21 protein-coding genes are annotated in these 22,464 nt (G+C 66.5%); 5 read left to right on the top strand and 16 right to left on the bottom strand.

Going from position 1 to position 22,464, the window contains the following annotated elements; translation table 11 throughout:
* Nucleotides 1-442 precede the first annotated feature (442 nt).
* Nucleotides 443-760, top strand: coding sequence for a hypothetical protein (locus ACS5Q0_RS04425; protein ID WP_473125387.1), 318 nt, complete (start codon nt 443-445; stop codon nt 758-760).
* Between the two features lie 138 nt (nt 761-898).
* Here ACS5Q0_RS04425 and ACS5Q0_RS04420 read toward each other — a convergent pair whose 3' ends face one another.
* From ACS5Q0_RS04420 to ACS5Q0_RS04405, 4 genes are all read right to left on the bottom strand, one after another.
* Nucleotides 899-1,816 (bottom strand): oxygenase MpaB family protein, encoded by a 918-nt coding sequence (locus ACS5Q0_RS04420; RefSeq protein WP_473125386.1) that lies wholly within the window; start codon nt 1,814-1,816, stop codon nt 899-901.
* A gap of 127 nt (nt 1,817-1,943) precedes the next feature.
* Complete coding sequence (locus ACS5Q0_RS04415) at nt 1,944-3,206, bottom strand: L,D-transpeptidase family protein (RefSeq protein WP_473125385.1); 1,263 nt, start codon at nt 3,204-3,206, stop codon at nt 1,944-1,946.
* 253 nt (nt 3,207-3,459) lie between these two features.
* The gene (locus ACS5Q0_RS04410; protein WP_473125384.1) at nt 3,460-4,413 is read right to left on the bottom strand and encodes an acetyl-CoA carboxylase carboxyltransferase subunit alpha; all 954 of its coding nucleotides are present in this window, start codon (nt 4,411-4,413) and stop codon (nt 3,460-3,462) included.
* A 236-nt stretch (nt 4,414-4,649) separates the two neighbouring features.
* Nucleotides 4,650-5,393: a class I SAM-dependent methyltransferase gene (locus tag ACS5Q0_RS04405; protein WP_473125500.1), complete on the bottom strand. Its 744-nt coding sequence runs from the start codon at nt 5,391-5,393 to the stop codon at nt 4,650-4,652.
* A gap of 210 nt (nt 5,394-5,603) precedes the next feature.
* Between ACS5Q0_RS04405 and gloB the strand changes: the two genes are divergently transcribed.
* Together gloB and ACS5Q0_RS04395 are read left to right on the top strand one after the other, a co-directional pair.
* Complete coding sequence (gene gloB, locus ACS5Q0_RS04400; protein ID WP_473125383.1) at nt 5,604-6,371, top strand: hydroxyacylglutathione hydrolase; 768 nt, start codon at nt 5,604-5,606, stop codon at nt 6,369-6,371.
* 31 nt (nt 6,372-6,402) lie between these two features.
* Nucleotides 6,403-7,161 carry a GNAT family N-acetyltransferase gene (locus ACS5Q0_RS04395; RefSeq protein ID WP_473125382.1) on the top strand — a complete coding sequence of 253 codons (759 nt, stop codon included), beginning with the start codon at nt 6,403-6,405 and terminating at the stop codon, nt 7,159-7,161.
* On the opposite strand, the gene yddG is transcribed toward ACS5Q0_RS04395, so the two are convergent.
* From yddG to ACS5Q0_RS04380, 3 genes are all read right to left on the bottom strand, one after another.
* Nucleotides 7,139-8,014, bottom strand: a complete 876-nt coding sequence (gene yddG / locus ACS5Q0_RS04390) for an aromatic amino acid exporter YddG (RefSeq protein ID WP_473125381.1) — start codon at nt 8,012-8,014, stop codon at nt 7,139-7,141. The two genes, ACS5Q0_RS04395 and yddG, sit on opposite strands and share 23 nt — an antisense overlap.
* Before the next feature lie 321 nt (nt 8,015-8,335).
* Nucleotides 8,336-9,061 carry an acetoacetyl-CoA reductase gene (gene phbB / locus ACS5Q0_RS04385; protein WP_473125380.1) on the bottom strand — a complete coding sequence of 242 codons (726 nt, stop codon included), beginning with the start codon at nt 9,059-9,061 and terminating at the stop codon, nt 8,336-8,338.
* Between the two features lie 235 nt (nt 9,062-9,296).
* Nucleotides 9,297-10,475: an acetyl-CoA C-acetyltransferase gene (locus tag ACS5Q0_RS04380; RefSeq protein WP_473125379.1), complete on the bottom strand. Its 1,179-nt coding sequence runs from the start codon at nt 10,473-10,475 to the stop codon at nt 9,297-9,299.
* A 216-nt stretch (nt 10,476-10,691) separates the two neighbouring features.
* On the opposite strand from ACS5Q0_RS04380, the gene phaR reads away from it, so the two are divergent.
* Nucleotides 10,692-11,270 (top strand): polyhydroxyalkanoate synthesis repressor PhaR, encoded by a 579-nt coding sequence (gene phaR, locus ACS5Q0_RS04375; RefSeq protein WP_473125378.1) that lies wholly within the window; start codon nt 10,692-10,694, stop codon nt 11,268-11,270.
* 141 nt (nt 11,271-11,411) lie between these two features.
* On the opposite strand, the gene ACS5Q0_RS04370 is transcribed toward phaR, so the two are convergent.
* The 3 genes from ACS5Q0_RS04370 to mtgA all read right to left on the bottom strand — a co-directional run bounded on the left by ACS5Q0_RS04370 (nt 11,412) and on the right by mtgA (nt 14,264).
* Nucleotides 11,412-13,034, bottom strand: coding sequence for an EAL domain-containing protein (locus tag ACS5Q0_RS04370; protein WP_473125377.1), 1,623 nt, complete (start codon nt 13,032-13,034; stop codon nt 11,412-11,414).
* A 212-nt stretch (nt 13,035-13,246) separates the two neighbouring features.
* A complete protein-coding gene (rpmF, locus tag ACS5Q0_RS04365) occupies nt 13,247-13,432 on the bottom strand; it encodes a 50S ribosomal protein L32 (protein ID WP_473125376.1) in 186 nt (61 codons plus the stop codon).
* Between the two features lie 145 nt (nt 13,433-13,577).
* Nucleotides 13,578-14,264, bottom strand: a complete 687-nt coding sequence (gene mtgA / locus ACS5Q0_RS04360) for a monofunctional biosynthetic peptidoglycan transglycosylase (RefSeq protein ID WP_473125375.1) — start codon at nt 14,262-14,264, stop codon at nt 13,578-13,580.
* 94 nt (nt 14,265-14,358) lie between these two features.
* Here mtgA and ACS5Q0_RS04355 point away from each other — a divergent pair, with 94 nt between their 5' ends.
* The gene (locus ACS5Q0_RS04355) at nt 14,359-15,285 is read left to right on the top strand and encodes a polyprenyl synthetase family protein (protein WP_473125374.1); all 927 of its coding nucleotides are present in this window, start codon (nt 14,359-14,361) and stop codon (nt 15,283-15,285) included.
* Here the strand turns inward: ACS5Q0_RS04355 and ACS5Q0_RS04350 are convergent.
* The 6 genes from ACS5Q0_RS04350 to ACS5Q0_RS04325 all read right to left on the bottom strand — a co-directional run bounded on the left by ACS5Q0_RS04350 (nt 15,282) and on the right by ACS5Q0_RS04325 (nt 22,407).
* Nucleotides 15,282-16,196 (bottom strand): DMT family transporter, encoded by a 915-nt coding sequence (locus ACS5Q0_RS04350; RefSeq protein WP_473125373.1) that lies wholly within the window; start codon nt 16,194-16,196, stop codon nt 15,282-15,284. The two genes, ACS5Q0_RS04355 and ACS5Q0_RS04350, sit on opposite strands and share 4 nt — an antisense overlap.
* A 126-nt stretch (nt 16,197-16,322) precedes the next feature.
* Nucleotides 16,323-18,254: a potassium transporter Kup gene (locus ACS5Q0_RS04345; protein ID WP_473125372.1), complete on the bottom strand. Its 1,932-nt coding sequence runs from the start codon at nt 18,252-18,254 to the stop codon at nt 16,323-16,325.
* A gap of 300 nt (nt 18,255-18,554) precedes the next feature.
* Nucleotides 18,555-19,841 (bottom strand): flavodoxin-dependent (E)-4-hydroxy-3-methylbut-2-enyl-diphosphate synthase, encoded by a 1,287-nt coding sequence (ispG, locus tag ACS5Q0_RS04340; protein WP_473125371.1) that lies wholly within the window; start codon nt 19,839-19,841, stop codon nt 18,555-18,557.
* A 68-nt stretch (nt 19,842-19,909) separates the two neighbouring features.
* Complete coding sequence (locus ACS5Q0_RS04335) at nt 19,910-20,446, bottom strand: Fur family transcriptional regulator (protein WP_473125370.1); 537 nt, start codon at nt 20,444-20,446, stop codon at nt 19,910-19,912.
* A gap of 165 nt (nt 20,447-20,611) precedes the next feature.
* Nucleotides 20,612-21,262 (bottom strand): class I SAM-dependent methyltransferase, encoded by a 651-nt coding sequence (locus ACS5Q0_RS04330; RefSeq protein WP_473125369.1) that lies wholly within the window; start codon nt 21,260-21,262, stop codon nt 20,612-20,614.
* Nucleotides 21,259-22,407 carry a glycosyltransferase family 4 protein gene (locus ACS5Q0_RS04325; RefSeq protein WP_473125368.1) on the bottom strand — a complete coding sequence of 383 codons (1,149 nt, stop codon included), beginning with the start codon at nt 22,405-22,407 and terminating at the stop codon, nt 21,259-21,261. Before ACS5Q0_RS04325 ends, ACS5Q0_RS04330 begins: the two co-directional genes overlap by 4 nt.
* Nucleotides 22,408-22,464 lie beyond the last annotated feature (57 nt).

Raw genomic sequence — 22,464 nt, 5'->3', positions numbered from 1 at the left:
CTTTTTGTTTTTCGACTTGCGCTCTGAACGCGGGCTGAGCCCCTGACACCCTCCCCGTCATCCCCGGCCTTGAGCCGGGGATCCACGTCTTCAGTGCGCTGTGTTTCCAAGACGTGGATGGCCGGCTCAAGGCCGGCCATGACGAGAGAAGGCCATGACGGTGGAGGGAATACTCCCAGCCGCCGCTCGCCCATTGACCCCTCACCCCTGTTGCGTGTTACCTCGTCACCGGAGCCGGACGCATCCGGCTCTGGGGTCTGATAGCCCCACCACTAGCGGTCGGCATCGACCGCAAACGATGCCTCCTTGCCCCTATGGCCGGGAGGTGTTGGCGCATGTCCAAGGCGAAAGCCCAAAGGCCAATGCGGCCGTCTAGTGGCGGTCTATCAGCTCCCGGCCACCAGCATCGCTGGTGGCTCCTTTTCCCCAAGGGAGTTTGCCGATGGATCCGTCCTACAGCGTCGTGGCCGATTGGCTTTCCAAGTTCCACACCTGGCCCGAACTCATCCAGGCCCTGTGGCTCGTCGCCGTTCCCGTCACCCTGCTCGGCATGACGTGGCTCGTGCTGCGCGGCCTGCGCGATCTCGTCCGCCCCGCGCGGCCCGACGAGGGCCGCCTGGTCTACGGCGTGTACCAGGACGCGCAGGGCCGCTGGATGGTCTATCGCCGCAACCGCGCACCGCAGCCGATCGATCGAGAGACGGTGCCGCCGGAGCTGATCGGACACGGGCCGAGATTGTTCAGCAGGCCGGAGGAGTGAGCCCCTCCATCGTCATCCCCGGCCTTGGGCCGGGGATCCACGTCTTTGCGGTGCAGCGGTTCCGAAGACGTGGATGGCCGTCTGATCCCCGGATCAAGTCCGGGGACGGCCATGACGAGACGAGCGGCTTTGGTGCCGTCACCGCCGATAGAGATAATCGTCGGGCAGGCCGAGGCGACGGCAGGACTGGACGGCGGGGGAGGACGGCAGGACGAGCCGGTCGCTTGCCCGGGCCATGGTACGCACGAAGGTGCGCTCGAACGGGTTGAGCCCCCAGCGCTCCTCGAGGCCGAGCCGCTCGCGCACCCAGGGCGGCAGGATATCGATGGCGGCCTTGAGCAGCACCCTTTGCAGGGGGCGCGCGGGAGCGGGCAGGATCGGCGCCCGCCTCATGATCTCCAGAAACTCGAACACGATCGGCGAGGGGACGATCCGCGCCTTCATGGCCTGGAACAGGTCGTCGAGTTCCTGCTGTGAGGAGGGGGCTCCCACAGCCCCGTAAAGCCGCGCGATCGGAGCGGATTCCGTAAACAGCGAGCGCCGTTCGCCCGGGGTCAGGCGCCTCACATAGGCCTGGTAGGCCTGGGTGAATCCGAAGCCGGCCGTGGCCTGCACCCAGGCGAGCAGGGCCGGGTCGTTCGCGTGATACGGCTCGCCCTCGCGGGTGTGTCCGACGACGCGGTCATGGCGTCTGACGACGCCCGCGATCATCGCCTCCGCCTTGCTGCGGGGGCCGTAGACGGTGATCATCGCCGCAAGGCCCGTCCGCTGCAGCCGGGTGAGGGGATCGGTGCGAAAGCGGCTGTGCTGCCAGACGCCGTCGCGGACGCGCGGCTCGCCGAATTCGAGCAGGACCGCCGTCACGCCGCCGATGAACACGGTGACCGGATTCTTGAAGACGCGCCAGGAGACGGATTCCGCGGGGATCAGGGCGGGTTCCAGGGGCGGAGCGGAGAAATCGAAAGTCTGGACAGGCTGAAGGAGTGATCGGGCGAAGCTGTCGATCTGACGCTGCAGCGGCTTGGGGACGGCGATGAGACTCTGATCGTCGGACACGGCATAGCCTCCGATCTTCAATTCGCGTGGAAACGGGAAAGTTGCCGCCGCTATCCGAAGTCGCCGGAGCGCCAACAAAAAAGCCCGCCGAAAGGGCGGGCTTTCTGCATGGGACAACAGGGGCCGCTCAGTTCCTGACCTGAGCCACCTTGAGACCGGATGCCGCGTCCGCGCGCTTCTGCGGCTTGGCCGGAGCCTTGACGGACGGGACGATCGTGGCCGGTGCGGCCTGGACCGTGTCCGTGGCGGGCTGCGCCGAGGTGCTGAAGAGGTCGGCCACGTTGCCGAACATCTTCTTGTAGAAAGGTGTCTCCTCGGAGGCCTGCGCCGGGGCGGAAGCCGCCGGCTGGGCCGCCGCCACCACCTTGGGCTGCGCAGGCTCGGCGGGCACTTCCTTCATGGAGGCGAAGGCGAGCGCCGGAGCCGGGGTCTCGATCTTCTCGCGGCCGCTGTCGTCGAGGGCGATCTGCTGCGGTCCGGAAGCGATGCCTTCGGTCCGGCTCACGAAGCCGAGCTTGCTGTCGGTGACGCCGGACGCGTTGGCGAGCGCCGTGCGGAAGGATTCGTGGGTGTCGCCGTCGTGATAGACGAGCTTGACCGGCTTCATGCCCTTGGAGACGAGCGCGGCCACTTCCTGCTCGTCCTCGCGCTGCTTCTGCGCCACGGCCGAGGCCACCTCAGAGCCGGCGTTGAAGGCATAACGGTGGTTGGCGACCGCCACCTGCACCTCGTCCTTCGTCACGTCGAAGGTGTCGGAGCCTTCCTTCAGGTTCTTCCAGAAGGCGATGTTCGTGTCGAGGCGGTGCTTGGCCAGGTTCTCGGGCGTCATCCGGAACGGATAGGACTGGAACTGGAAGGCGCGCTGGCCGCTCGCGAAGGCCTCGCGGGCGATCGCGTAGATCTCGGCGATGTTCTGGTCCGTCATGGCGAAGCAGCCGCGCGAGGAGCACGAGCCGTGAACCATGATGTCCCCACCATTGCGGCCGAAGGAGCGGTCATACGCGTTCGGGTAGCCGGTGTCGAAGGACAGGTAATAGGCGGAATTCGGGTTCATCTGCGCCGGGGTGACCGTGTAGAAGCCTTCCGGCACCTGGCGGTCGCCTTCGCGGGTCTTGGGTCCGAGCTGGCCGGACCAGCGGCACACGGGATAGGTCTTGAGCAGCGCGTATTTCCCGTTGGAGCCGCGCTTCCAGACCTCCAGCTCCGATTCCTTCTTGTAGGCCCGGATCAGGATGGGATCGTTCTTGGACATGCCCTTCGTGGACATGAGCGCCATGGTGGCCGGCGGAATCGGAGCAAGATGGCGCGTGGAGCCTCGGGCGAGATTGTCGTCCTGGCAGGCAGCAAGCGCGAGCGCCAGGCTCGCGGCCAATGCGATACGCTTCAACATGGGGGACCCCGCATTTCTGATCTGTCGGCTCTTTGCCTGACAGTTCCCCTTAACCCTTAAATCGTTAGCCTTAACTGCTGCTTACTGCAAGCGGGGCTGTGATAAAGTCATAGTTAAGGGGAGGTAAACACACCCCCTTCGGAGGACGGTCCGGCGACACGGGGCATCCCGGCGGGCCACCCCTTCGGAGGGAGAAGAGCCCTCAAGGCAGCGCGAGGGCCGCACCCGGGCGGCCCTGACGATTCGCGGGATGTTAGAGCTTCCGCCCGATGTTGAGGAACTTCTCGGCCCGGTGATCCCGGATCTCCGCCGGTCCCATGTTGCCGAGGTCGTGGAGGGCTTCCTCGATGGCGGCTCCGGCAGCCTGGATGGCGGCTTCCGGGTCGCGATGGGCGCCGCCCACCGGCTCGGTGATGATCCCGTCGATGATGCCGAGACGCAGAAGATCCTGGGCGGTGATCTTCATGTTGGTGGCGGCGTCCTGGGCGCGGGCCGCGTCGCGCCAGAGGATCGAGGCCGCGCCTTCCGGCGAGATCACGCTGTAGATGGCATGCTCCATCATCAGCACCTTGTTGGCGGTGGCGATCGCGATCGCGCCGCCCGATCCGCCCTCGCCGATGATGATGGACACGTTCGGTACGCCCAGGCCCAGCTGCGTCTCGGTCGAGCGGGCGATGGCCTCCGCCTGACCGCGCTCCTCCGCCTCGATGCCCGGATAGGCGCCGGCGGTGTCTACGAAGGAAAGAACGGGCAGGCCGAAGCGGTCGGCCATTTCCATCAGGCGCGCGGCCTTGCGGTAGCCCTCGGGACGGGCCATGCCGAAATTGTGCCGGATGCGGGTTTCCGTGTTGTGGCCCTTCTCCTGGCCGAGCACGCAGACGGGCTGGCCCCGGAAGCGGCCGAACCCGGCCAGGATGGCCTCGTCCTCGGCGAACTTGCGGTCGCCGGAGAGCGGCGTGAACTCGGTGATCAGGCCGGCGCAGTAATCGATGAAGTGAGGCCGCTGCGGATGACGCGCAACCAGGGTCTTCTGCCAGGGCGTGAGCTTGGAATAGAGATCCTTCAGGGCGTCCGCGGCCTTGGTTTCCAGGCGGGACACGTCTTCCGTGATGGAGACGGCATCCCGGTTCTCACCGAGGGCACGGAGCTCTTCGACCTTCGCCTCGAGCTCGGCGACAGGCTTTTCGAAATCGAGATAACTGCGCATCAGACTCTATAGCACCGGGCCCAAAGTGGATTTGCACTTTTGGGACAAACCCGATGCTTTCTCCTTAAACAAGAGCATCGTCCGGGCGGAAAACCGGATCCGCTTTTCCGCACGATGCTCTCTGAAAAATGAAGGTTGGCGAGGCTGAAGAGCCTCGCCAGTGGGGGCGGACACTGGCGATTCAGGGCCTTCAAGTCAAGTTGAGCCCTGCCTTACTCCCCTAAAACCAGGCAAAATCAAGGAAGCTTGCCGATCCTCGACGCGGTTGCCGGTACGAAAACCGGGGCCGGGCGGCGGGAGCGCCGCACCGCCATGACGGTGCCGGGGCGGTAAAGCTGCTTGGTGGCTTCCACGATGTGAAGCCCCGCGAAGGGCAGGGAAAAGCCCGAGCCGATGCGCTCCCAGGCTTGGGCGGTGCCGAGCACGAGGCGGTTGGCGAGAGGCGGCACGTAGAGGGTCTCCGCCCAGCCTTCGGGCGAGAACCAGGTCTGCCGCATAAGGCTCTTGAGCTGCGAACGGCTGTAGGGCTGCCCGTAGCCGAAGGGCGTGGTGTCCATCCGGGCCCACAGGCCGCGCCGGTTGGGTGCCACCATGATGATGCGCCCGCCCGGGGTCAGGATGCGCCAGATTTCGTGGAGGAGTTCGCTCGGGCTCTCCACCGTCTCGAGGGCGTGCACCAGGAGTACCCGGTCGATGGAGGCCTCGGGCAGGGGCATCATCAGCGGGTCCACGAGAGCCGAGGCCGAAACCCCCGTGCCGGGCCAGTTCACCACCCCCTGGCTCGCGGGCATGAAGGCGATCGTCCGCTCGCTGTCGGCCCTGGCCGCCGAGAGATAGGGTGGGGCATAGCCGAGGCCGAGCACCCGCAGGCCCGTCAACGGCCCCCAGAAGCGGCCGATGGCCCGGCCGACATAGCGGCGCGTCACGGCCCCGAGAGGGCTCGCGTAGAAGCTGCGCAGGTCTGTGATGTCGATGCTCATGACCTCGTCGAAACGTGTTTCAGTCCGTCCGGACAACGCATGACGGCGGACCCGGTTTTCGCCGTCGCAATCCCTCGGCTCGCGCCGGACGATGCGGTTCTTCATCCCTCAAGCATCGGATGAACCCCGAAAGTGGATTCCACTTTTGGGCCCGAGGCTCTAGTTGACTCTTCCATGACTGTTCACGACGCATCAAGACAAGGTTCGGCGATGTCGGCCCAGATTCACGCCTTTCTCTGCCTGCAGGACAATATCGGTGTTCTGATCCACGATCCCAAGACGGGCTCCTGCGCCGCCATCGACGCGCCGGAGGAGGGGCCGATCCTGGCGGCTCTCGCCGAGAAGGGGTGGACGCTCACGGATATTCTCGTCACCCATCGGCACAGCGACCACGTCCAGGCCGTCGAGGCCCTGAAAAGCCGCACCGGCTGCCGGGTGGTGGCGCCCGCCAAGGCCCGGGAAGCGGTGCCGTCCGCCGACCTGTGGGTCTGCGAAGGCGACGGGGTGCTGGTGGGAACCCTCCAGGCGCGGGTCCTCGAAACGCCGGGCCATTGCGCGGATCACGTCTCCTACTGGTTCGACGAGGACGGCGCGCTGTTCGCGGGCGACACGCTCTTCACCCTCGGCTGCGGACGCATGTTCGAGGGCACCTATGCCGATTTCTGGCATACCCTGCAGCGCCTGGCGCGGCTGCCCGACGAGACCAGGGTTTATTGCGGCCACGATTACACGCTCTCGAACGCACGGTTCGCCCTTGCGGCCGATCCGGACAACGCGGCGCTCAAGGCGCGCGCGGCTCAAGCCGAGCAGGCCAAGGCCGAGGGACGCTTCCTGGTGCCGACCACGATCGGCGAGGAAAAGGCCACCAATCCTTTCCTGCGGGCGGGGGAGCCTGCCCTTGCGAAAACCGTTCACAAGGAAGGCGCTGCGCCCGTGGAGGTCTTTCAATCGTTAAGGGAATGGAAGAACAGGTTCTGATGCGCAGCGCATGCGAGGAGCGGCAGGTTTCATGAACGATCACAGCCTTATCATCGGATTGGAAAGCCGGCTCCTGAATGCGTGGCCGTCGTTCGACTATCAGGCTTATGACGGCTGGATCCTGCGCCTCGCCAACGGCTATTCGAAGCGGGCCAATTCCGCGACGCCGTTCCTGCCGGGCGCACCCCTCGACGAGGAGCTGATCGACCACATGATCGCCCGCTTCATCGAGGCGAATGTGCGCCCCACCTTCCGGCTCAACGGGCTGCAGGCCGGGGATGCGGACGAGCATCTCAGGATGCGCGGCTTCAAGGAGATCGAGCCCACCCACGTCCTCGTGGCGCCGGTCAGGCAAGGGGATTGCGAGCCCGATCCGGAGGTGGAGCTCCAGCCTCACGTCTCGAAGAACTGGGTGCGCGAGGCATCGGCTTCCTACGGCGGCGACAAGGCCGACGACGCGACCCTGATGCAGATCGTCTCCCGGATCCGGCAGAAGACGGCCTTCGCTACTTTAAGCCTCGACGAGAAGCCGGTGGCCTGGGGCCTCGGCGTCGTGGAGCGGGGCTATGTCGGGCTCTACGACATCGTCGTCGCGCCGGACCTGCGGGGGATCGGCCTCGGACGCCGGGTCGTCGCGAGCCTCATGGCCTGGGGCTGCAAGGAAGGCGCGCACAGCGCCTATCTCCAGGTGCGCGAGGAGAACGAAGTCGCCCGCTCCCTCTACGGGGCGCTCGGTTTCGGAACGGCCTACCGCTACACCCACCGGGTCATGCCGGGACGGTCCGTTTAGGCATGAGCGTCGCCACCAGCGCCCCCGCGACGATGAGGCCGCAGGAGAGCGCGAGCGTGAGTGTCGGTTCCGCATAGCCCGCGAAGACGAGCACGAGCGTCGAGAGCACGGGCGTCGCGTAGGATGCGACGCCGAGCAGCCGGATGTCGCCGCGCTTCATCCCGACGTCCCACACATAGAAGGCGGCGCCCACGGGCCCTAAGCCCAGGGCCAGAACGGCGAGCCATTGCGTCGCCGTGTCCGGCCAGACGGTGGTCTCGAACGCGACGTGGCAGATCCAGCTCAGCAGCGACGTCAGCAGGCAGAAGCCGGCCACCGCGTCCGTGGGGACCTGGCCGAAGCGGCGCGAGAGCACGGAATAGCCGGCCCAGACGAACGCCGCCACGAAGGAGCAGGCGTAGCCGGGCAGGAATTCCGTCCGCGCGTCGAAGGCGCCGCGCCCGCCGATGAGCACGATCATGCCGGCGAAGCCGAGCAGCGCGCCCACGATATGCGCGCGCCGCAGATGCTCGCCCGGCAGAAGCGACGAGAACAGCACGATGAGAAGCGGCCAGAGATAGTTGATCAGGCCCGCCTCTGCGGGCGGCGCCAGGCGCAAAGCCGCGAAATAGAGCGCATGATAGCCGAACAGACCGCCGATCCCGAGCGCCCAGACGACGGGCTTCTGCCGCAGCGCCTTCATTCCCTGCGGGCGGATGATCCAGCTCACCATGCCCAGGAGACCGCCGATGAGGAAGGTCATGGCGTTGAGCTGGAACGGAGGGACCGTGCCCGTGGCCGCCGTGAACAGGGCCAGCAGGGACCAGAGCAGGATGGCGATAAGGCCGATGGTGGTGGCGGTGCGAGTCGTCATGATCTGCGCCACCTAGCATGCCATCCGCGTGGACGCGAAGCGGCGAAGTGGCGTTTCCGGCCGGTCGGGCCAGGAATTTCCCTCCCACTTTCGAAGGGGAGGCGTGGGGGCGTTGCGACCAGATGAGAGGGGAGGAAGGTAGGCTCCGAATACCTCTCCCGGGCGGGAGAGGTCGGCGCGCGCCAGCGCGGCGGGTGAGGGGTATGCCTCATCCGGAGATGGCGCTCCCTCACCCCTGCCCCTCTCCCGCCCGGGAGAGGGGATGCTGCAGGGGCGCCTGCATTCCCTGCATCACCCCCACAAGAGTGGGAGGGACATGAATCAAGCCATGTACTGGCCGCCGTTGATGGTCAGGGTCGAGCCGGTCATGAAACCCGCATCGTCGCCCGCGAGGAAGAGCACGCCGCGCGCGATCTCCTCCGCCTCGCCGAGACGGCCGACGGGAATGAGCGGCAGGATCTTGGATTTCAGGACTTCCTCCGGCACGGCCTTCACCATCTCGGTGGCGATGTAGCCGGGCGCGATCACGTTGACGGTGATCCCCTTGTTTGCGTTCTCCAGCGCGAGCGCCTTGGAGAAGCCGATGACGCCCGCTTTCGCGGCGGCGTAGTTCGCCTGTCCCATCTGGCCCTTCTGGCCGTTGATCGACGAGATGATGATGATGCGTCCGAAGCTGCGCTCGCGCATGCCCTCGATCACGGGTCGCGTGCAGGCGAACATCGAATCGAGATTGGTGCGGATCACGGCCGACCACTGATCGTACGTCATTTTGTGGAACATGCCGTCGCGGGTGATCCCCGCATTGTTGACCAGGATTTCGACCGGGCCGAGCTCGGACTCGACCGCACGAATGCCCGTCTCGCAGGCAACCGGATCCGAGACGTCGAACTTGTAGACGGGGATGTCCGTCTCGGCCTTGAACCGGTTGGCCGCCTCGTCGTTTCCGCCGTAATTGGCGGCAACCCGATAGCCGGCCTGTTTCAAGGCCGTCGAGATCGCGGCTCCGATGCCGCGAGTGCCTCCGGTGACCAATGCAACGCGCGCCATGCCTTTTCCTTCCCTCAAGCCGTTCCGTTGCGGATTTCTGCTGAATCCGTTGAAGAGATGAAGTCGTTTCCTCCACCGACAGCTTAATACATGGAACGCGGCCTGGCACCGTGTAGGCCTGCTCTTTCGCCTAGCCCTTTCGATATCAATGAAAACGGCTTGCGCTTCCTCGAAAGCGCAAGCCGTTCCTGGATGATGGCGCAGCGTCAGTCAGACGCCGCAATGGGAATGCGTCTCAGCGCTCCAGGCACATGGCGACGCCCATGCCGCCGCCGATGCACAGGGTGGCGAGGCCTTTCTTCGCGTTGCGGCGGCCCATCTCGTGCAGTAGGGTCACCAGCACACGCGCGCCGGATGCGCCGATGGGATGGCCGATCGCGATGGCGCCGCCGTTCACGTTCACGATGGACGGATCCCAGCCCATGTCCTTGTTGACCGCGAGCGCCTGGGCCGCGAAGGCCTCGTTGGCTTCCACGAGCTCGAGGTCGGAGACCTTCCAGCCGGCCTTTTCGAGCGCCTTGCGGGAGGCGGGGATCGGTCCCGTACCCATGATCGCCGGATCGACGCCGGCGGTGGCCCAGGAGGCGATGCGGGCGATCGGCGTGAGGCCGCGCTTCTGCGCTTCCGATTCCGTCATGAGAACGACGGCGGCCGCGCCGTCATTGATGCCCGACGCGTTGCCGGCGGTGACCGTGCCGTCCTTCGAGAAGGCGGGCCTCAGCTTGGCGAGGGCCTCGAGGGTGGTGCCGGCGCGGATGTATTCGTCGTTCTCCACCACGATGTCGCCCTTGCGGGTCGCAATGGTGACGGGCGTGATCTCGTCCTTGAAGCGGCCTTCCTTCTGCGCGGCCTCGGCCTTGTTCTGGGAGGCGGTGGCGAACTGGTCCTGCTCTTCGCGGGTCAGCTGCCAGCGCTGCGCCACGTTCTCGGCGGTGTTGCCCATGTGGTAGCCGTTGAAGGCGTCCATGAGGCCGTCCTTGAGCATGGTGTCCACGAGCTTGAAGTCGCCCATCTTGGTGCCCGAACGCATATGCGCGGCATGCGGGGCGAGCGACATGGATTCCTGTCCGCCCGCCACGATGATGCTGGCGTCGCCGTTGGCGATCTGCTGCATGCCGATGGCCACCGTCCGCAGGCCCGAGCCGCAGAGCTGGTTGAGGCCCCAGGCGGTCTTTTCCTGCGGCACGCCCGCGGCCATGGCGGCCTGGCGGGCCGGGTTCTGGCCCTGGGCTGCGGTGAGAATCTGGCCGAGGATCACCTCGTCCACCTCGGCGCCGTCGACCTTCGCGCGCTCGAGAGCGGCCTTGATGGCGATGGCGCCCAGCTCATGGGCCGGGGTGTTGGCGAAGGCGCCGTTGAAGGAGCCGACCGGCGTGCGCGCGGCGCCGACGATGACGATGCTGTCCTGGGCCATTCCTCATCTCCTATGACTGGATGTGCAAAATAGATATGGCTGGTTCGATCAAAGCCCCAGCCCCTGCGATGTCAAGGACAGGATAAAGCAACTCAGGCATGCGGCTCTTAGACTTTTGGCGCTTTGATCGTGGGGCATAAGGCTTATAATCAAGGTAGGCCGCTGAACTCTTGGCGGGAACCCGGCCACCGGTCTGCAGGAGCGTATTGGGTCCACATGGCGACGGAAAAACAGCCGACTGTCATCAAGAAATATGCCAACCGCCGCCTCTATCACACCGGCACCTCGACTTATGTGACTCTGGAAGATCTGGCCGGCATGGTCCGCCAGGGCGAGGATTTCGTCGTCTACGACGCGAAGTCGGGCGAGGACATCACCCGCACGGTTCTGGCCCAGATCATCTTCGAGCAGGAGAACAAGGAAGGGCAGAACCTTCTGCCCGTTACCGTGCTGCGCCAGCTCATCCGCTTCTACGGCGACAGCATGCAGGCCCTGGTGCCCAGCTACCTCGAATTCTCCATGAACAACCTGTCCCAGGAGCAGCAGAAGCTCCGGGACCAGATGGCCCAGGCCTTCGGCGCGGGAGCCTTCCAGGCCATGGAGGAGCAGGTGCGCAAGAACATGAGCTTCTTCACCGAGGCCATGCGCATGTTCGCGCCCTTCCCGCAGGGGACATCGGGCGTCCCCGCCCCGAAGGCCGCATCCCCGCAGGCGGACGAGGCGAGCGACCTGGACGCCCTCAAGCGCCAGATGGCCGACATGCAGGCCAAGCTCGACAAGCTGGCGAACAAGTAATCCTCTTTTCTCTCTCCCGTCATGGCCGGGCTCGACCCGGCCATCCACGTCTTCGGGCGCTGCGGCTCTCAAGACGTGGATACCCGGCTCAAGGCCGGGCCTGACGGCGGAGGTTGTCAGGATACGGGATACGCGAGGAGCTCAGCCGCTCGCTCTCTTCAGCATGCCGCGAAGGCTCTGCGGCTGCGGAAGAATATCCGGCTCCCCGAACAGGGCCCCTTCCAGGTAATCGACGCCCCAGGCGGCGAGCAGCCGCGCGGTCGTCTCATCGTCGACCCATTCGGCGGCGACCGCGAGTCCCATGTTCTGGGCCCGATCCACGAGGGCGCGCACGAAAAGCCGGTCCTCGGTCGAGCGCTTGAGGGGCTGGATGAAGACGCCGTCTATCTTCAGCAGGTCGAAGGGCATGTGGCCCAGGGACGAGGGCGAGACATGCCCCAGGCCGAAGCCCGAGAGCGACAGGCCGATTCCGATCGCCTTCATGGCATGAAGACGCCCGAGAAGAGCCCCGTCCGGGCCGAGCGCGATCTCCGGAACCTCAATCACGAGGCGCGACTCGATTCCCGGCCGCGCGCCGAGATGGGCGGCGAGCGTCGGCAGCCACTCCGCGTCCTTGAGGGTCGCGGGCGCGACAGGCAGGGCAAGGCGCTGATGCGGATGCTCGGCGAGGTAATCCGCCGCCAGCTCCAGCATGCGTCCGTCCACGAGCAGGCTGAGATTGCCCTCCTCCAGGGCGGGAAGGGAACCGAGGACGCTCGTCCGCCCGTCGGGACCGGCAATGGCCGCCGCGGCCTGCATCAGAACGGGGGCCCTGCCGTGGGCGTCCATCATGGGCCGGCAAGCTAGGGTCAGGCGCCGGTCGTTGAGGGCGGCCACCACATCGAAGGACGCGTTCTTGACTCTCGTCGAACGGGAGGTCGTGCGGGAATCATGAAGAGCGAAGGGCTGAGAGCCCGGGTGGGCCGCTTCGAGCGCCTGTTCTGCGAAGCGCAGCAGCTTGGCGGCCTTGAACGTATGATCCGGCGCGCAGGCAGCCGCAAGCGTCAGGTCGCCGGAGCAATCCTTGAGGAGGCCTGCCATCCGCTTCATGGCGCCCGGAGCCTCAGCGGCGGGGCAGCCGGTCAGAGTCAGGGTGAAGCGGCTCGGGCTCAGGGCGCCGAAATGATCCTGCCGCCGCATCATGGGACGGAGCTTGCGCGCGACGACGTCGAGGGCGTCCGCATCGTCTCCCTCCAAGGCGCCGACGATCAGGGTGCAGGTCTGCGAGACGCGAAGCGCCTCGTTGATGCCGTTCTGGATCTGCACCAGCAGACCGGAGCGGGCCTGGATCCGGGCCGGAAGGCAGGCCGGGCCCGCATCGGCCCGCAACAGGCCGCGCACGAAAGCGGGGCGGCCCTGGTCGTCCGGCTGCCAGCGGCCCGTCTCCTCGACCATCAGCACCCGGTCGGGCGCGAGGCGAAGGGCGTAGCGGGTCTCGAAGCTGCCGTTCGGGCCCGTGCCGGAGGCCATCGCCTCGCGGCGGTCGACCCCGCTGCCCGGCTCGACGAGGTGGGAGAAGGCTTTGCCCGTGCGCGGCAGGTCCCGCGCCGGGAGGCCGAGGAGCGCGGCGGCGTTCGGGCACCACACGAGGGCGTCGGTCAGGATATCCCAGGAATAGGCGGCGCCGGAACGCGAGGCAGGAGAGGTGCTCCCGCCGTGGCGCTTGCGCGGGGTCCGGGGTGTTCCTTGAAAGATCCCCGCCCGGCCCGGACGCTTCGTCGCCATCTCCCAACCCTCACCACACTCATTGCGCCTGGGGCAGGAAAGACAGTGCCCGCCCCGTTGAAACCGAAGGCTCAAGATCGGGCATCAGGCTTAATGAAGGCCTAAAAACCAGCGAAAAATCAGGAGCTTTGAGGGCAGGGGACACCGGGGAAAACGGGCATAAAAAAACCGGCGCATGACGCGCCGGCTCTTTTTCTCGCATGCCGCGTGAATTACGCGTCAGACTTCACCTTCAGCACCTGACGGCCGCGGTACATACCGGTCTTCAGGTCGACGTGGTGAGGACGGCGAAGCTCGCCCGAATCCTTGTCCTCGATGTAAGTCGGGGCCTTCAAGGCATCGGCGGAGCGGCGCATGCCACGCCGCGAGGGCGACGTTTTTCTCTTAGGAACGGCCATTTCTCGTCTCCGGTCAAAAAAGCGGAGCGCCCGCTTAAGCCGGGGAACGCTCACATCTCAAACTTGATGAGGTTGCGCCTCATACAAGGTCTTGGAGCAAATATCTAGCCCTTTCCTGCTGCGAAAGGCTTTTCATCGTCGCAGGTCACGGCTTCAGGCACGAGCTGTAGGGGGCGGCCGCCGTCATCCGGGCCTGGAGCTGGCCGGCCAGGGCGCTGAGGCGCTTGGTCGGGCGCGCCGGGTTGCGCCGGAGCGGGTTGGGCAGGGCGCGGGCGAGCAGGGCCGCCTCCCGGCGGGTCAGGTTCTTGGCGGATTTACGGAAATATTTCCGCGCCGCCGCCTCGGCCCCGAAAACCCCTTCACCCCATTCGGCGATGTTGAGATACACTTCCATCATCTGCCGCTTGGACCAGACCAGATCCAGATAGAGGGCGACGGGGATCTCCAGGCCCTTGCGGATGTAGGAGCGGCTCGGCAAGAGAAAGAGGTTCTTTGCCACCTGCATGGGGATGGTCGAAGCCCCCCGCGACGGTCCGTCCTCGTCGGCCTCCTCCACCACCTCCCGGATCGCGGCCCAATCCACCCCGCCATGTTCGCAGAACCGGCTGTCCTCCGAGGTCATGACCGCGAGCGGCAGGTGAGGCGAGATGTCGTCGAGGGGAACATAGACCCGCTCCACGCTCTGGAGGGTCAGCCAGCGGCCGAGCATCAGCGTGGAGGCAGGGGGCACGACCCAGTACAAAAGGCCTAGCCAAAGAACGGCTCCGACCCATAAGAGAATAAGACCGAGGCCGATTTGAACGAGGCGGCGAACGAATCGGGCGGCCGACATCGGCCGGTCCGGCCGCAGCGTCCATCTCCGGCCCGATCGTCCACCATCATTTTCCTCGGACGGGGCGGCTGCTCCTTCCGAATTCGGGCTCATCATGACGCCATCCACCAGCACTTTCGGCCCGCGGCTCCATGAAGCCGCAACGCTCATCGAAGCCAATCTTCAGGCCTTGCTAGCAGACAAAGCCCGCGACGGCGAGATTGCGCGGCCCGCCCGGCTGATGGCGGCCATGCGGCATGCGGTGCTGGGCGGCGGAAAACGCCTGCGGCCCTTCCTGACCATCGAGGCGGCGCGCCTCTTCGGCTTCGAGGGGCAGGGGCCCCTGCGGGCGGGCTCGGCGGTCGAGCTGCTTCACTGCTATTCCCTGGTGCACGACGATCTTCCCTCCATGGACGACGACGACCTGCGCCGCGGCCGTCCGACCGTGCACAAGGCCTATGACGAGGCGACGGCGATTCTCGTGGGCGACGCCTTGCAGACCCTTGCCTTCGAGGTGCTCGCCGATCCCGAAACCGCCGCCGATCCGGCGGTGCGGTCCGAACTCGTGCTGGGCCTTGCCCGCGCCTCGGGCCTCGGGGGCATGGTGGGCGGCCAGATGCTCGACCTCGCGGCGGAAGGCCGCTATGGCGCCGCCGCCATGGGAGAGGCCGAGGTGCGCCAGCTCCAGATGATGAAGACCGGCGCGATCCTGACCTTCTCGGTGGAGGCCGGGGCGATTCTCGGCCAGGCGGACGCGAACGCGCGCCGCAGCCTCGTGGAATACGGGCGCGCTTTAGGGGCGGCGTTCCAGGTGGCGGACGACATCCTCGACCGAGAGGCCTCCGCCGAGGCGCTCGGCAAGCGCACTGGCAAGGATCAGGAAAAGGGCAAGGCCACGCTGGTGGACCTGCTCGGAATGGACGGCGCGAAGCGCGAGTGCCGCCAGCTCGTCGACAAGGCGGATGCGGCTCTCGCCGGCTTCGGCGACAAGGCGCAGACCTTGCGCGAGGCGGTTCGTTTCGTGGTCGAGCGCGAGGTTTAAGCCCTCGCCGCCTCGCGGCGCCTGAGCCAGCGCGGCGGCTTCATCTCGCTGACGATGACGCCCGCGACGATCAGCGCGGCTCCGAGGAGGGCGGCGGCGGGCAGGCGCTCGCCGTAGACGCGTCCGACGATTCCCGCCCAGACTGGCTCGCCCGCGTAGATCACCGTCGCGCGGGTCGGGGACACCGTCCTCTGTGCCCAGTTCATCGCGAGCTGGATGCCCGCGCTCGCAAGGCCGAGCCCGACCGCGCTGAAGACGAGAAGCCATGAGGGTTCGGGCAGTGGCTCACCGAGCGGCGCCATGAAGCCGAGCGCGAGGCACGCCGTGACGGCAAGCTGAACCACGGTGACGCGGCGCGCATCCACTTTTCCGGCAAAGCCGCCGATGAGAATGATCTCGGCCGAGATCGCGATCGCGCAGAGCAGCGTGAGCAGTTCTCCGAGCCCGAGGCCGATGGCGGTTCCGTCAGGCCCTGCGAGCAGGGCGAGGCCGACGAACGCGAACGCGATGCCCGCCCACGCCATGAGGCTCGGCGGCTTCTTCAGAACGAGCCATTGCAGCAGGGGCACGATGGGCACGTAGAGCGCCGTGATAAAGGCCGATTTGCTGCTGGGGATGTATTGCAGGCCATAGGTCTGGAGCGTGTAGCCGAAGAAGATCGCGATGCCGATCATCACGCCCGCCCTGATCTCCAGCCATGTCAGACCGCGCAGCACGGGCGCCGCGACGAAGGCCATCGCGAGGGCCGCCGTGCCGAAGCGAAGCCCCACGAAGAACAGCGGGCCGCTGACGCTCAGCGCATTCTGGACCACGAGGAAGGTCGCGCCCCAGATCATCGTGACGGCCACCAGCACGGCCTCGCTGCGGCTGAGGGCGAAGGGCGACGCGGAAGGGATAGGGGCAGGGCTCAAGACAGGCTCCTCGGGGGAACCGCGTCGTTAGGGACAATCGGCGGATGGGTCAAGGCGACCCCTCGACGGGACGCCGCGCAAGGCTCGGGCGAAGGAGGGCAATGCCCGTCCTTGCGCCCTTGCCTCTTACACGGTGACCTGGGTTCCCACCTCCACCACGCGTCCGGTGGGGATCTGGAAGAAGTCCGTTGCGTCGCTCGCGGATTTCGCGAGGCTGATGAACACCTTGTCCTGCCAGAGCGGCATGCCCGACTGGCTCGCCGGACGGATCGAGCGCCGCGACAGGAAGAACGACGTGGCCATGATGTCGAATTTGAAGCCCTGCTTGCGCAGGATGGCGAGGCCGCGCGGAATGTTGGGCGTCTCCATGTAGCCGTAGCTCAGGCGGATCCGCCAAAACGAGTCGCCCACATGCTCCAGGAACACGCGGTCCTCGTCCTCCACGCGGGGGATGTCCTCGCTGCGGACGGTGAGGATCACGTTCTTCTCGTGCAGAACCTTGTTGTGCTTGAGATTGTGCAGGAGAGCCGCAGGCGCGGTGTCCGGATCGCTCGTGAGGAAGACGGCGGTGCCCTTCACCCGGTGCGGCGGGCTCTTTTCCAGCATCTGCACCAGTTCGAGGAGCGGCACGTCGATCTTGCGGGTCTTCTCGAAGAGGATGTTCGTGCCCTTCACCCACGTCCACATGAGGGTGATGAGCGCCGAAGCCAGGAGGACCGGCACATAGCCGCCGGTGAACAGCTTCAGCAGGTTGGCTCCGAAGAAGGCCAGGTCGATGAAGAGGAAGGGCAGCATCACGGCGAGCGTCAGGCCGAGCGACCAGCGCCAGCCCTTCCAGATCACGATGATGGCGAGGATCGCATCGACCGACATGGAGCCGAACACCGACACGCCATAAGCGTGGGACAGGTTGCTCGACGAGCCGAAGATCAGGACGAGCACGACCACGCCGAACAGGAGCAGCCAGTTGACCCGGGGCAGATAGATCTGACCCTGATGGGTCTCGGACGTGAAGCGGATCTCGAGGCGCGGCAGGAGGCCCAGCTGGATCGCCTGACGGGTGAGCGAGAAGGCCCCCGTGATGACCGCCTGGCTCGCGATGATCGTGGCGAGCGTCGCCAGGATGATCATGGGAACGAGTGCCCAGTCCGGCACGAGGTGGAAGAGAGGCGATTCCGCTTTCTCGGGATGCGAGAGCACAAGGGCGCCCTGCCCGAAATAGTTGATCACGAGAGCGGGGAAGATGATGTAGAGCCAGGCGCTGCGGATCGGCTTGGCGCCGAAATGGCCGAGATCCGCGTAAAGCGCCTCGGCCCCCGTGACGGCCAGGCAGACGGCGCCGAGAACGGCCAGGGACACGCCCGGGTGGTTGACGAAAAACATGAGGCCGTGGAGCGGGTTGATCGCCGTCAGGACCGTCGGATCGTCGGCGATGTGCAGGGCTCCCGCAACGGCGAGCGCAAGGAACCAGACCAGCATGATCGGGCCGAAGAAGGACGCTACCCGCCCGGTTCCGCGGCTCTGGACGACGAAGAGCGCGGCCAGGATGGTGAGCGTGATCGGCACCACGAAGGATTGGAGATCGGGCGCGACGAGTTTGAGGCCTTCGACGGCCGAGAGAACCGAGATGGCGGGGGTCAGGACGGCGTCGCCGTAGAAGAGGCCGGCTCCCATGATCCCGAGAACCAGCACGAGGCCGCCCCTTTGCCGGACGGCGCGCTGCGCCAGGGCGACGAGCGTCAGGGTTCCGCCTTCGCCCTTGTTGTCGGCCCGCAGGAGGATGACGACATACTTGACCGTCACGACCAGCATCAGGGACCAGAGGATCAGCGACAGGACGCCCAAGATGATGTCACGCGTCACGGGTCCGCCCCCGGCGGCGGCGGCGACGGATTCCTTGAAGGCGTAGAGTGGGCTCGTGCCGATATCGCCGAAAACCACGCCGATGGCGCCGAGCATGAGGGGCCAGAAACCGACATGGACGTGGTTTTCGGGGAGGGTGGCCTCCGGGACTGCGGAGTCGGCGCGTCCGGGAGCGACGGCTTGCTGTTCTGCCATGGGTGCTTTTCTTTGCGGATGTGCCCGCGGACGGCCCTTTGTTGAAACACTCTGCCAAACGACGAAGGGCGGCCCCTTCCTCGAACATCGGACCCAGCGGTGGTCTCCACCTCCGGAATCCATCCGATGCTCTTTCCCTAGCGAGCGCATCGTTCTTCGCGGAAAACCGGATTCCCTTTTCCGCACGATGCGCCTGCGAGCGCAGCGGCCGTCATTGCCGGCGCGGCGGGCTCTCTAGCACATCGCGCTTGAGCTTAAAACGGAATTTCGCTGGAGGTTCCATGGCCGCGTTTGCCGCCCTCACTCGGCGGCGTCGCGTCCTGCCTGTCCGTAGGTCTTTTCGATGTAGTCGAGCACGATCGTCTGGAAGTCCCGCGCCAGGGTCGGACCGCGCAGCGTCATCGCCTTCTTGCCGTCGATGAAGACAGGGGCTGCCGGCTGCTCGCCCGTGCCGGGCAGCGAAATGCCGATATTCGCATGTTTCGATTCGCCGGGGCCGTTCACGATGCAGCCCATGACAGCCACGTTGAGGTTCTCGACACCGGGATAGGTGCGCCGCCATTCGGGCATGGAGGTGGAAATCCAGTTCTGGATGTCCCGCGCCAGTTCCTGAAAGACGGAGGACGTCGTGCGTCCGCAGCCCGGGCAGGCGGCGACGAGCGGCACGAAGGTGCGAAAGCCCATGGTCTGGAGCAGTTCCTGCGCCGTCTTCACTTCGAGGGTGCGGTCCCCGCCGGGTTCCGGCGTGAGAGAATAACGGATCGTGTCGCCGATGCCCTGCTGCAGCAGGATGCCGATGGCGGCGGACGAGGCGACGATGCCCTTGGTGCCCATGCCCGCCTCGGTCAGGCCCAGATGAATGGCGTAGTCGGACCGGCGCGCGAGTTCCTGGTAGACGGCGATCAGGTCCTGCACGGCGGAAACCTTGGCCGAGAGGATGATGCGGTCCTTGCCCAATCCGATCTCCTCGGCGCGGGCGGCGGAGAGGAGGGCGGACTGGACCATGGCTTCGCGCGTCACCCAGCGCATGTCGCGCGGGTTCGCGGAGGCCGCGTTCTCGTTCATCAGATGGGTGAGCAGTTCCTGGTCGAGGGAGCCCCAATTGGCGCCGATGCGCACGGCCTTGCCGTACCGGATCGCCATTTCGACGATGGCCCCGAACTGGCGGTCCTTCTTTTCCTTGAAGCCGACATTGCCCGGGTTGATGCGGTACTTGTCGAGAGCCTCCGCGCAGGCCGGGTGATCGGCCAGGAGCTGATGGCCGATATAGTGGAAATCGCCGACGAGCGGGACGTCCACCCCGAGCCGGTCCAGCCGCTCGCGGATCTTCGGCACCGCCGCCGCGGCCTCGTCCCGGTCGACCGTGATGCGCACCAGCTCGGACCCGGCCCGGGCGAGCGCCGCAACCTGAGCGACGGTGGCGTCCACATCCGCCGTGTCCGTGTTGGTCATCGACTGGACCACGATCGGCGCTCCGCCGCCAACCACGACGGAGCCGACGCGGACGCCCACCGTGCGGTGGCGCGGAGCGGGGCCTGCAAGGCTCTCGGGAGAGGCGGCTTCGGGGGAGGGAGACATCAAGGACATGCTGCAATCCACGGCGGCCGGTGGTTTCGAGGCCGTCGCCGTTTAGCTGATGCCAAAAGCCCGTCCCGTCAAGCGCGGCATGCTCGCCCGGGCCGCCCGATCCGTCCCGAAGGTTCGCAATGGGCGCAGCGTCCGGTGATCTCCAGAACTCCCGCATGCCGCGTGAACATGAGGCTTTCCTGGAGCTTCGACAGAGCATTCGAGAGTTCCGTCGAGGCAACCTCACTGACCTCTCCGCAGCTCTCGCAGATGAGGAAAGCGGTGATGCCCTGGCTCTCGGGGGCGTTCTCGCTGGCGATGTACGCGTTGAGGCTGGCCAGCCGATGGGCCAGTCCCTGCTCGATCAGGAAATCCAGGGCCCGGTAGATCGTGATCGGAGCGATGCGGCGGCCTTGGGGAGCGAGGTCGTCGGCGAGATCGTAGGCGCCGATGGGCCGGTGGGCGCGATACAGCGCTTCGAGGACCCGGCGGCGGATGGAGGTCAGCCGGGCCCCCTTGGCCCGGCACAGGCTTTCCGCGTGGGCGAGGCTTTTCGCAATCTTGGACGATTGCTGAACGGGTCGGGGGCGGTTGATCGATAGATGATGAGTTGCGAGCTGCGGCATCGTGATGGCTCTGTTGCTTGAAACGGAATTGATCGAAATGCTGAGGCGCGTGAGGAAGGCTCAATGCTGCCCCCCAAGAGGACAGGTCAGGTTATAAAGATGCCTTTTTCAGGGCATGGAAAGGGCGCAAAGGTATAATGCTTCAAAAAAGCGCGCGTGCCCCGGTTATCCGGGCCTGAATTCCCAGACGCTGGTTTTCTTGATCTCCGCGTCTTCGAGGGTTCGCGTCACGGGAACCTCGTAGGCCTGAAGCCGGTGAAGCCGCTGCTGGGGAAGATAGCTGCGCCCGGGGTCTCCGATGAGGACGGTGGCACCCCTCCGGCTGAGATCGAACAGCCAGTCCGTCACGCGGGCGGCAAGCTCCCGCTCGTAGCAGATGTCCCCGGCGAGGACCGTCTCCCATCCCTGGTCCTGTCCGACGAGGTCGGCCCGGACAGGCATGACCGCAACGCCGTTCGCCGCCGCATTCAGCTCGATCGCCGCAATGGCGAAGCCGTCGATATCGCATGCGGCGACCTCGGCGGCGCCCGCCTTCATGGCCGCGATGGCGACGAGGCCGGAGCCCGAGGCGAAATCGAGAACGCGCCGTCCGCGGACGGTTTCCGGATGATCGAGGATGTAGCGGGCGAGCGCCTGGCCCCCGGCCCAGGCGAAGGCCCAGAAGGGTGGGGGCAGGCCGATCTCGCCCAGTTCCTCCTCCGTGCGCTGCCACAGCTCCGTCGCCTCGTCGGCCACGTGCAGGGAGATCTCCGGCGCATGGGGCACCGGCAGAAGCCGGGTCTCGGCGCGGATGAAGGCTTTGGGATCGGCGATCATGAGCTCAGCATGGAGGCGTAAAGCCGTTTGACGTCGTCCATGACATTTCGTTCCGTGAAGCCGTCGAGGACACGGGCGCGTCCCGCCGCGCCCATGCGCGCCACCCGCTCGGGGTCGCCGGCGAGGGACGAAAGCGCATCCGCGAGCGCCCCGGCATCGCCGGGCGGCACGAGGCGGCCTTCCACGCCGTCGCGGACGAGGGTGCGGCAGCCGGGGACGTCCGTGGTGACGATGGCCCGGCCGCAGGCCGCCGCCTCCAGGAGCGTCCGCGGCAGGCCCTCGCCGCCTCTGGAGGGAAGACAGGCCACGTGATGATCACGCCAGACGGCAGCCACGTCCCGGGTCGCGCCATGCCACGCGATGCCGGGCTCCGTGCCCCAGGCTTTCAAGGTCTCTTCCGGAATGGCCTTCGGGTTCGAAGGGTCGGGGGCGCCATAAAGCGAGAGCTCGACAGGAGCGCCTCGGGCCCGGGCCGCGCGGACGGCCTCGACGGCGAGGTCCACGCCCTTCGACCACAGCATGCGCGCGACGAGCGCGACCTTCAGCGGCGGTTGCGGGGGAAGAGGCGAGGGGGCGAGGTGGTCGGGGTCGATGCCCGCTCCGCCGATAATGGTGACCCTCGGGTCCGCCGGATCGAGGCCGAGGAGCCTGGGATCGTCCGGGTTCTCGAAGAGGTAGCGGGTCTTCGCGGTTTCGAGCCCGCGCACCAGGAGCCGCACCGCGCGCTGCGACAGGCGCCCCAGCCGGCCTGTCCGCGCTCCGAGGAAGCCGAGGCCCGTGAGGGCATAGACCCGGCGGCCCACGCCCGCCAGGGCCGCGGCGAAGCCGCCCACCAGAATGCTCTTGAGCGCGATGCAATGGACGATGTCCGCCTTCTCGTCCTTCAGGATCGAGGCGAGCTGCCCGGCGGCGTAGCCCGCGGTCATCGGATTGATGCTGCGCCGCTCGACCTGCAGCGGGATCACCCGCGCGCCCGTGGCTTCGATGGTCTCGCGATGCGTGCGCACGCGGGTGACGACGGCCACGTCAAGGCCCAGCTCGCGCGCGGCGCGGGCCATGGGGAGGAAATGAGAGGCGAAGAACCAGTCCTCGGTGACGACGAAGACGAGCTTGCGGCCTGAAAGATCGGGATAATCGGACGACAAGAGAAACCTTGGATAAAGTAGCTGCGCTGTTCTAACGGTCTCGACCCGCCGAGGGAA

Source organism: Microvirga sp. HS2, from assembly GCF_055792805.1.
Note: the sequence above shows the minus strand (reverse complement) of the source record. Positions and strands in the feature narration are given on the sequence as shown.

Excerpts from the sequence above, each read along its gene's own strand:
- ACS5Q0_RS04380 (WP_473125379.1), bottom strand. The coding sequence starts at position 10,475 with ATGGCCCAGGACAGCATCGTCATCGTCGGCGCCGCGCGCACGCCGGTC.
- ACS5Q0_RS04405 (WP_473125500.1), bottom strand. The coding sequence starts at position 5,393 with ATGAGCATCGACATCACAGACCTGCGCAGCTTCTACGCGAGCCCTCTC.
- ispG (WP_473125371.1), bottom strand. The coding sequence starts at position 19,841 with ATGTCCTTGATGTCTCCCTCCCCCGAAGCCGCCTCTCCCGAGAGCCTT.
- phbB (WP_473125380.1), bottom strand. The coding sequence starts at position 9,061 with ATGGCGCGCGTTGCATTGGTCACCGGAGGCACTCGCGGCATCGGAGCC.
- phaR (WP_473125378.1), top strand. The coding sequence starts at position 10,692 with ATGGCGACGGAAAAACAGCCGACTGTCATCAAGAAATATGCCAACCGC.
- ACS5Q0_RS04370 (WP_473125377.1), bottom strand. The coding sequence starts at position 13,034 with ATGGCGACGAAGCGTCCGGGCCGGGCGGGGATCTTTCAAGGAACACCC.
- gloB (WP_473125383.1), top strand. The coding sequence starts at position 5,604 with ATGTCGGCCCAGATTCACGCCTTTCTCTGCCTGCAGGACAATATCGGT.
- rpmF (WP_473125376.1), bottom strand. The coding sequence starts at position 13,432 with ATGGCCGTTCCTAAGAGAAAAACGTCGCCCTCGCGGCGTGGCATGCGC.
- ACS5Q0_RS04355 (WP_473125374.1), top strand. The coding sequence starts at position 14,359 with ATGACGCCATCCACCAGCACTTTCGGCCCGCGGCTCCATGAAGCCGCA.
- ACS5Q0_RS04425 (WP_473125387.1), top strand. The coding sequence starts at position 443 with ATGGATCCGTCCTACAGCGTCGTGGCCGATTGGCTTTCCAAGTTCCAC.
- ACS5Q0_RS04330 (WP_473125369.1), bottom strand. The coding sequence starts at position 21,262 with ATGATCGCCGATCCCAAAGCCTTCATCCGCGCCGAGACCCGGCTTCTG.
- mtgA (WP_473125375.1), bottom strand. The coding sequence starts at position 14,264 with ATGTCGGCCGCCCGATTCGTTCGCCGCCTCGTTCAAATCGGCCTCGGT.
- ACS5Q0_RS04410 (WP_473125384.1), bottom strand. The coding sequence starts at position 4,413 with ATGCGCAGTTATCTCGATTTCGAAAAGCCTGTCGCCGAGCTCGAGGCG.
- ACS5Q0_RS04415 (WP_473125385.1), bottom strand. The coding sequence starts at position 3,206 with ATGTTGAAGCGTATCGCATTGGCCGCGAGCCTGGCGCTCGCGCTTGCT.
- yddG (WP_473125381.1), bottom strand. The coding sequence starts at position 8,014 with ATGACGACTCGCACCGCCACCACCATCGGCCTTATCGCCATCCTGCTC.
- ACS5Q0_RS04345 (WP_473125372.1), bottom strand. The coding sequence starts at position 18,254 with ATGGCAGAACAGCAAGCCGTCGCTCCCGGACGCGCCGACTCCGCAGTC.
- ACS5Q0_RS04395 (WP_473125382.1), top strand. The coding sequence starts at position 6,403 with ATGAACGATCACAGCCTTATCATCGGATTGGAAAGCCGGCTCCTGAAT.
- ACS5Q0_RS04335 (WP_473125370.1), bottom strand. The coding sequence starts at position 20,446 with ATGCCGCAGCTCGCAACTCATCATCTATCGATCAACCGCCCCCGACCC.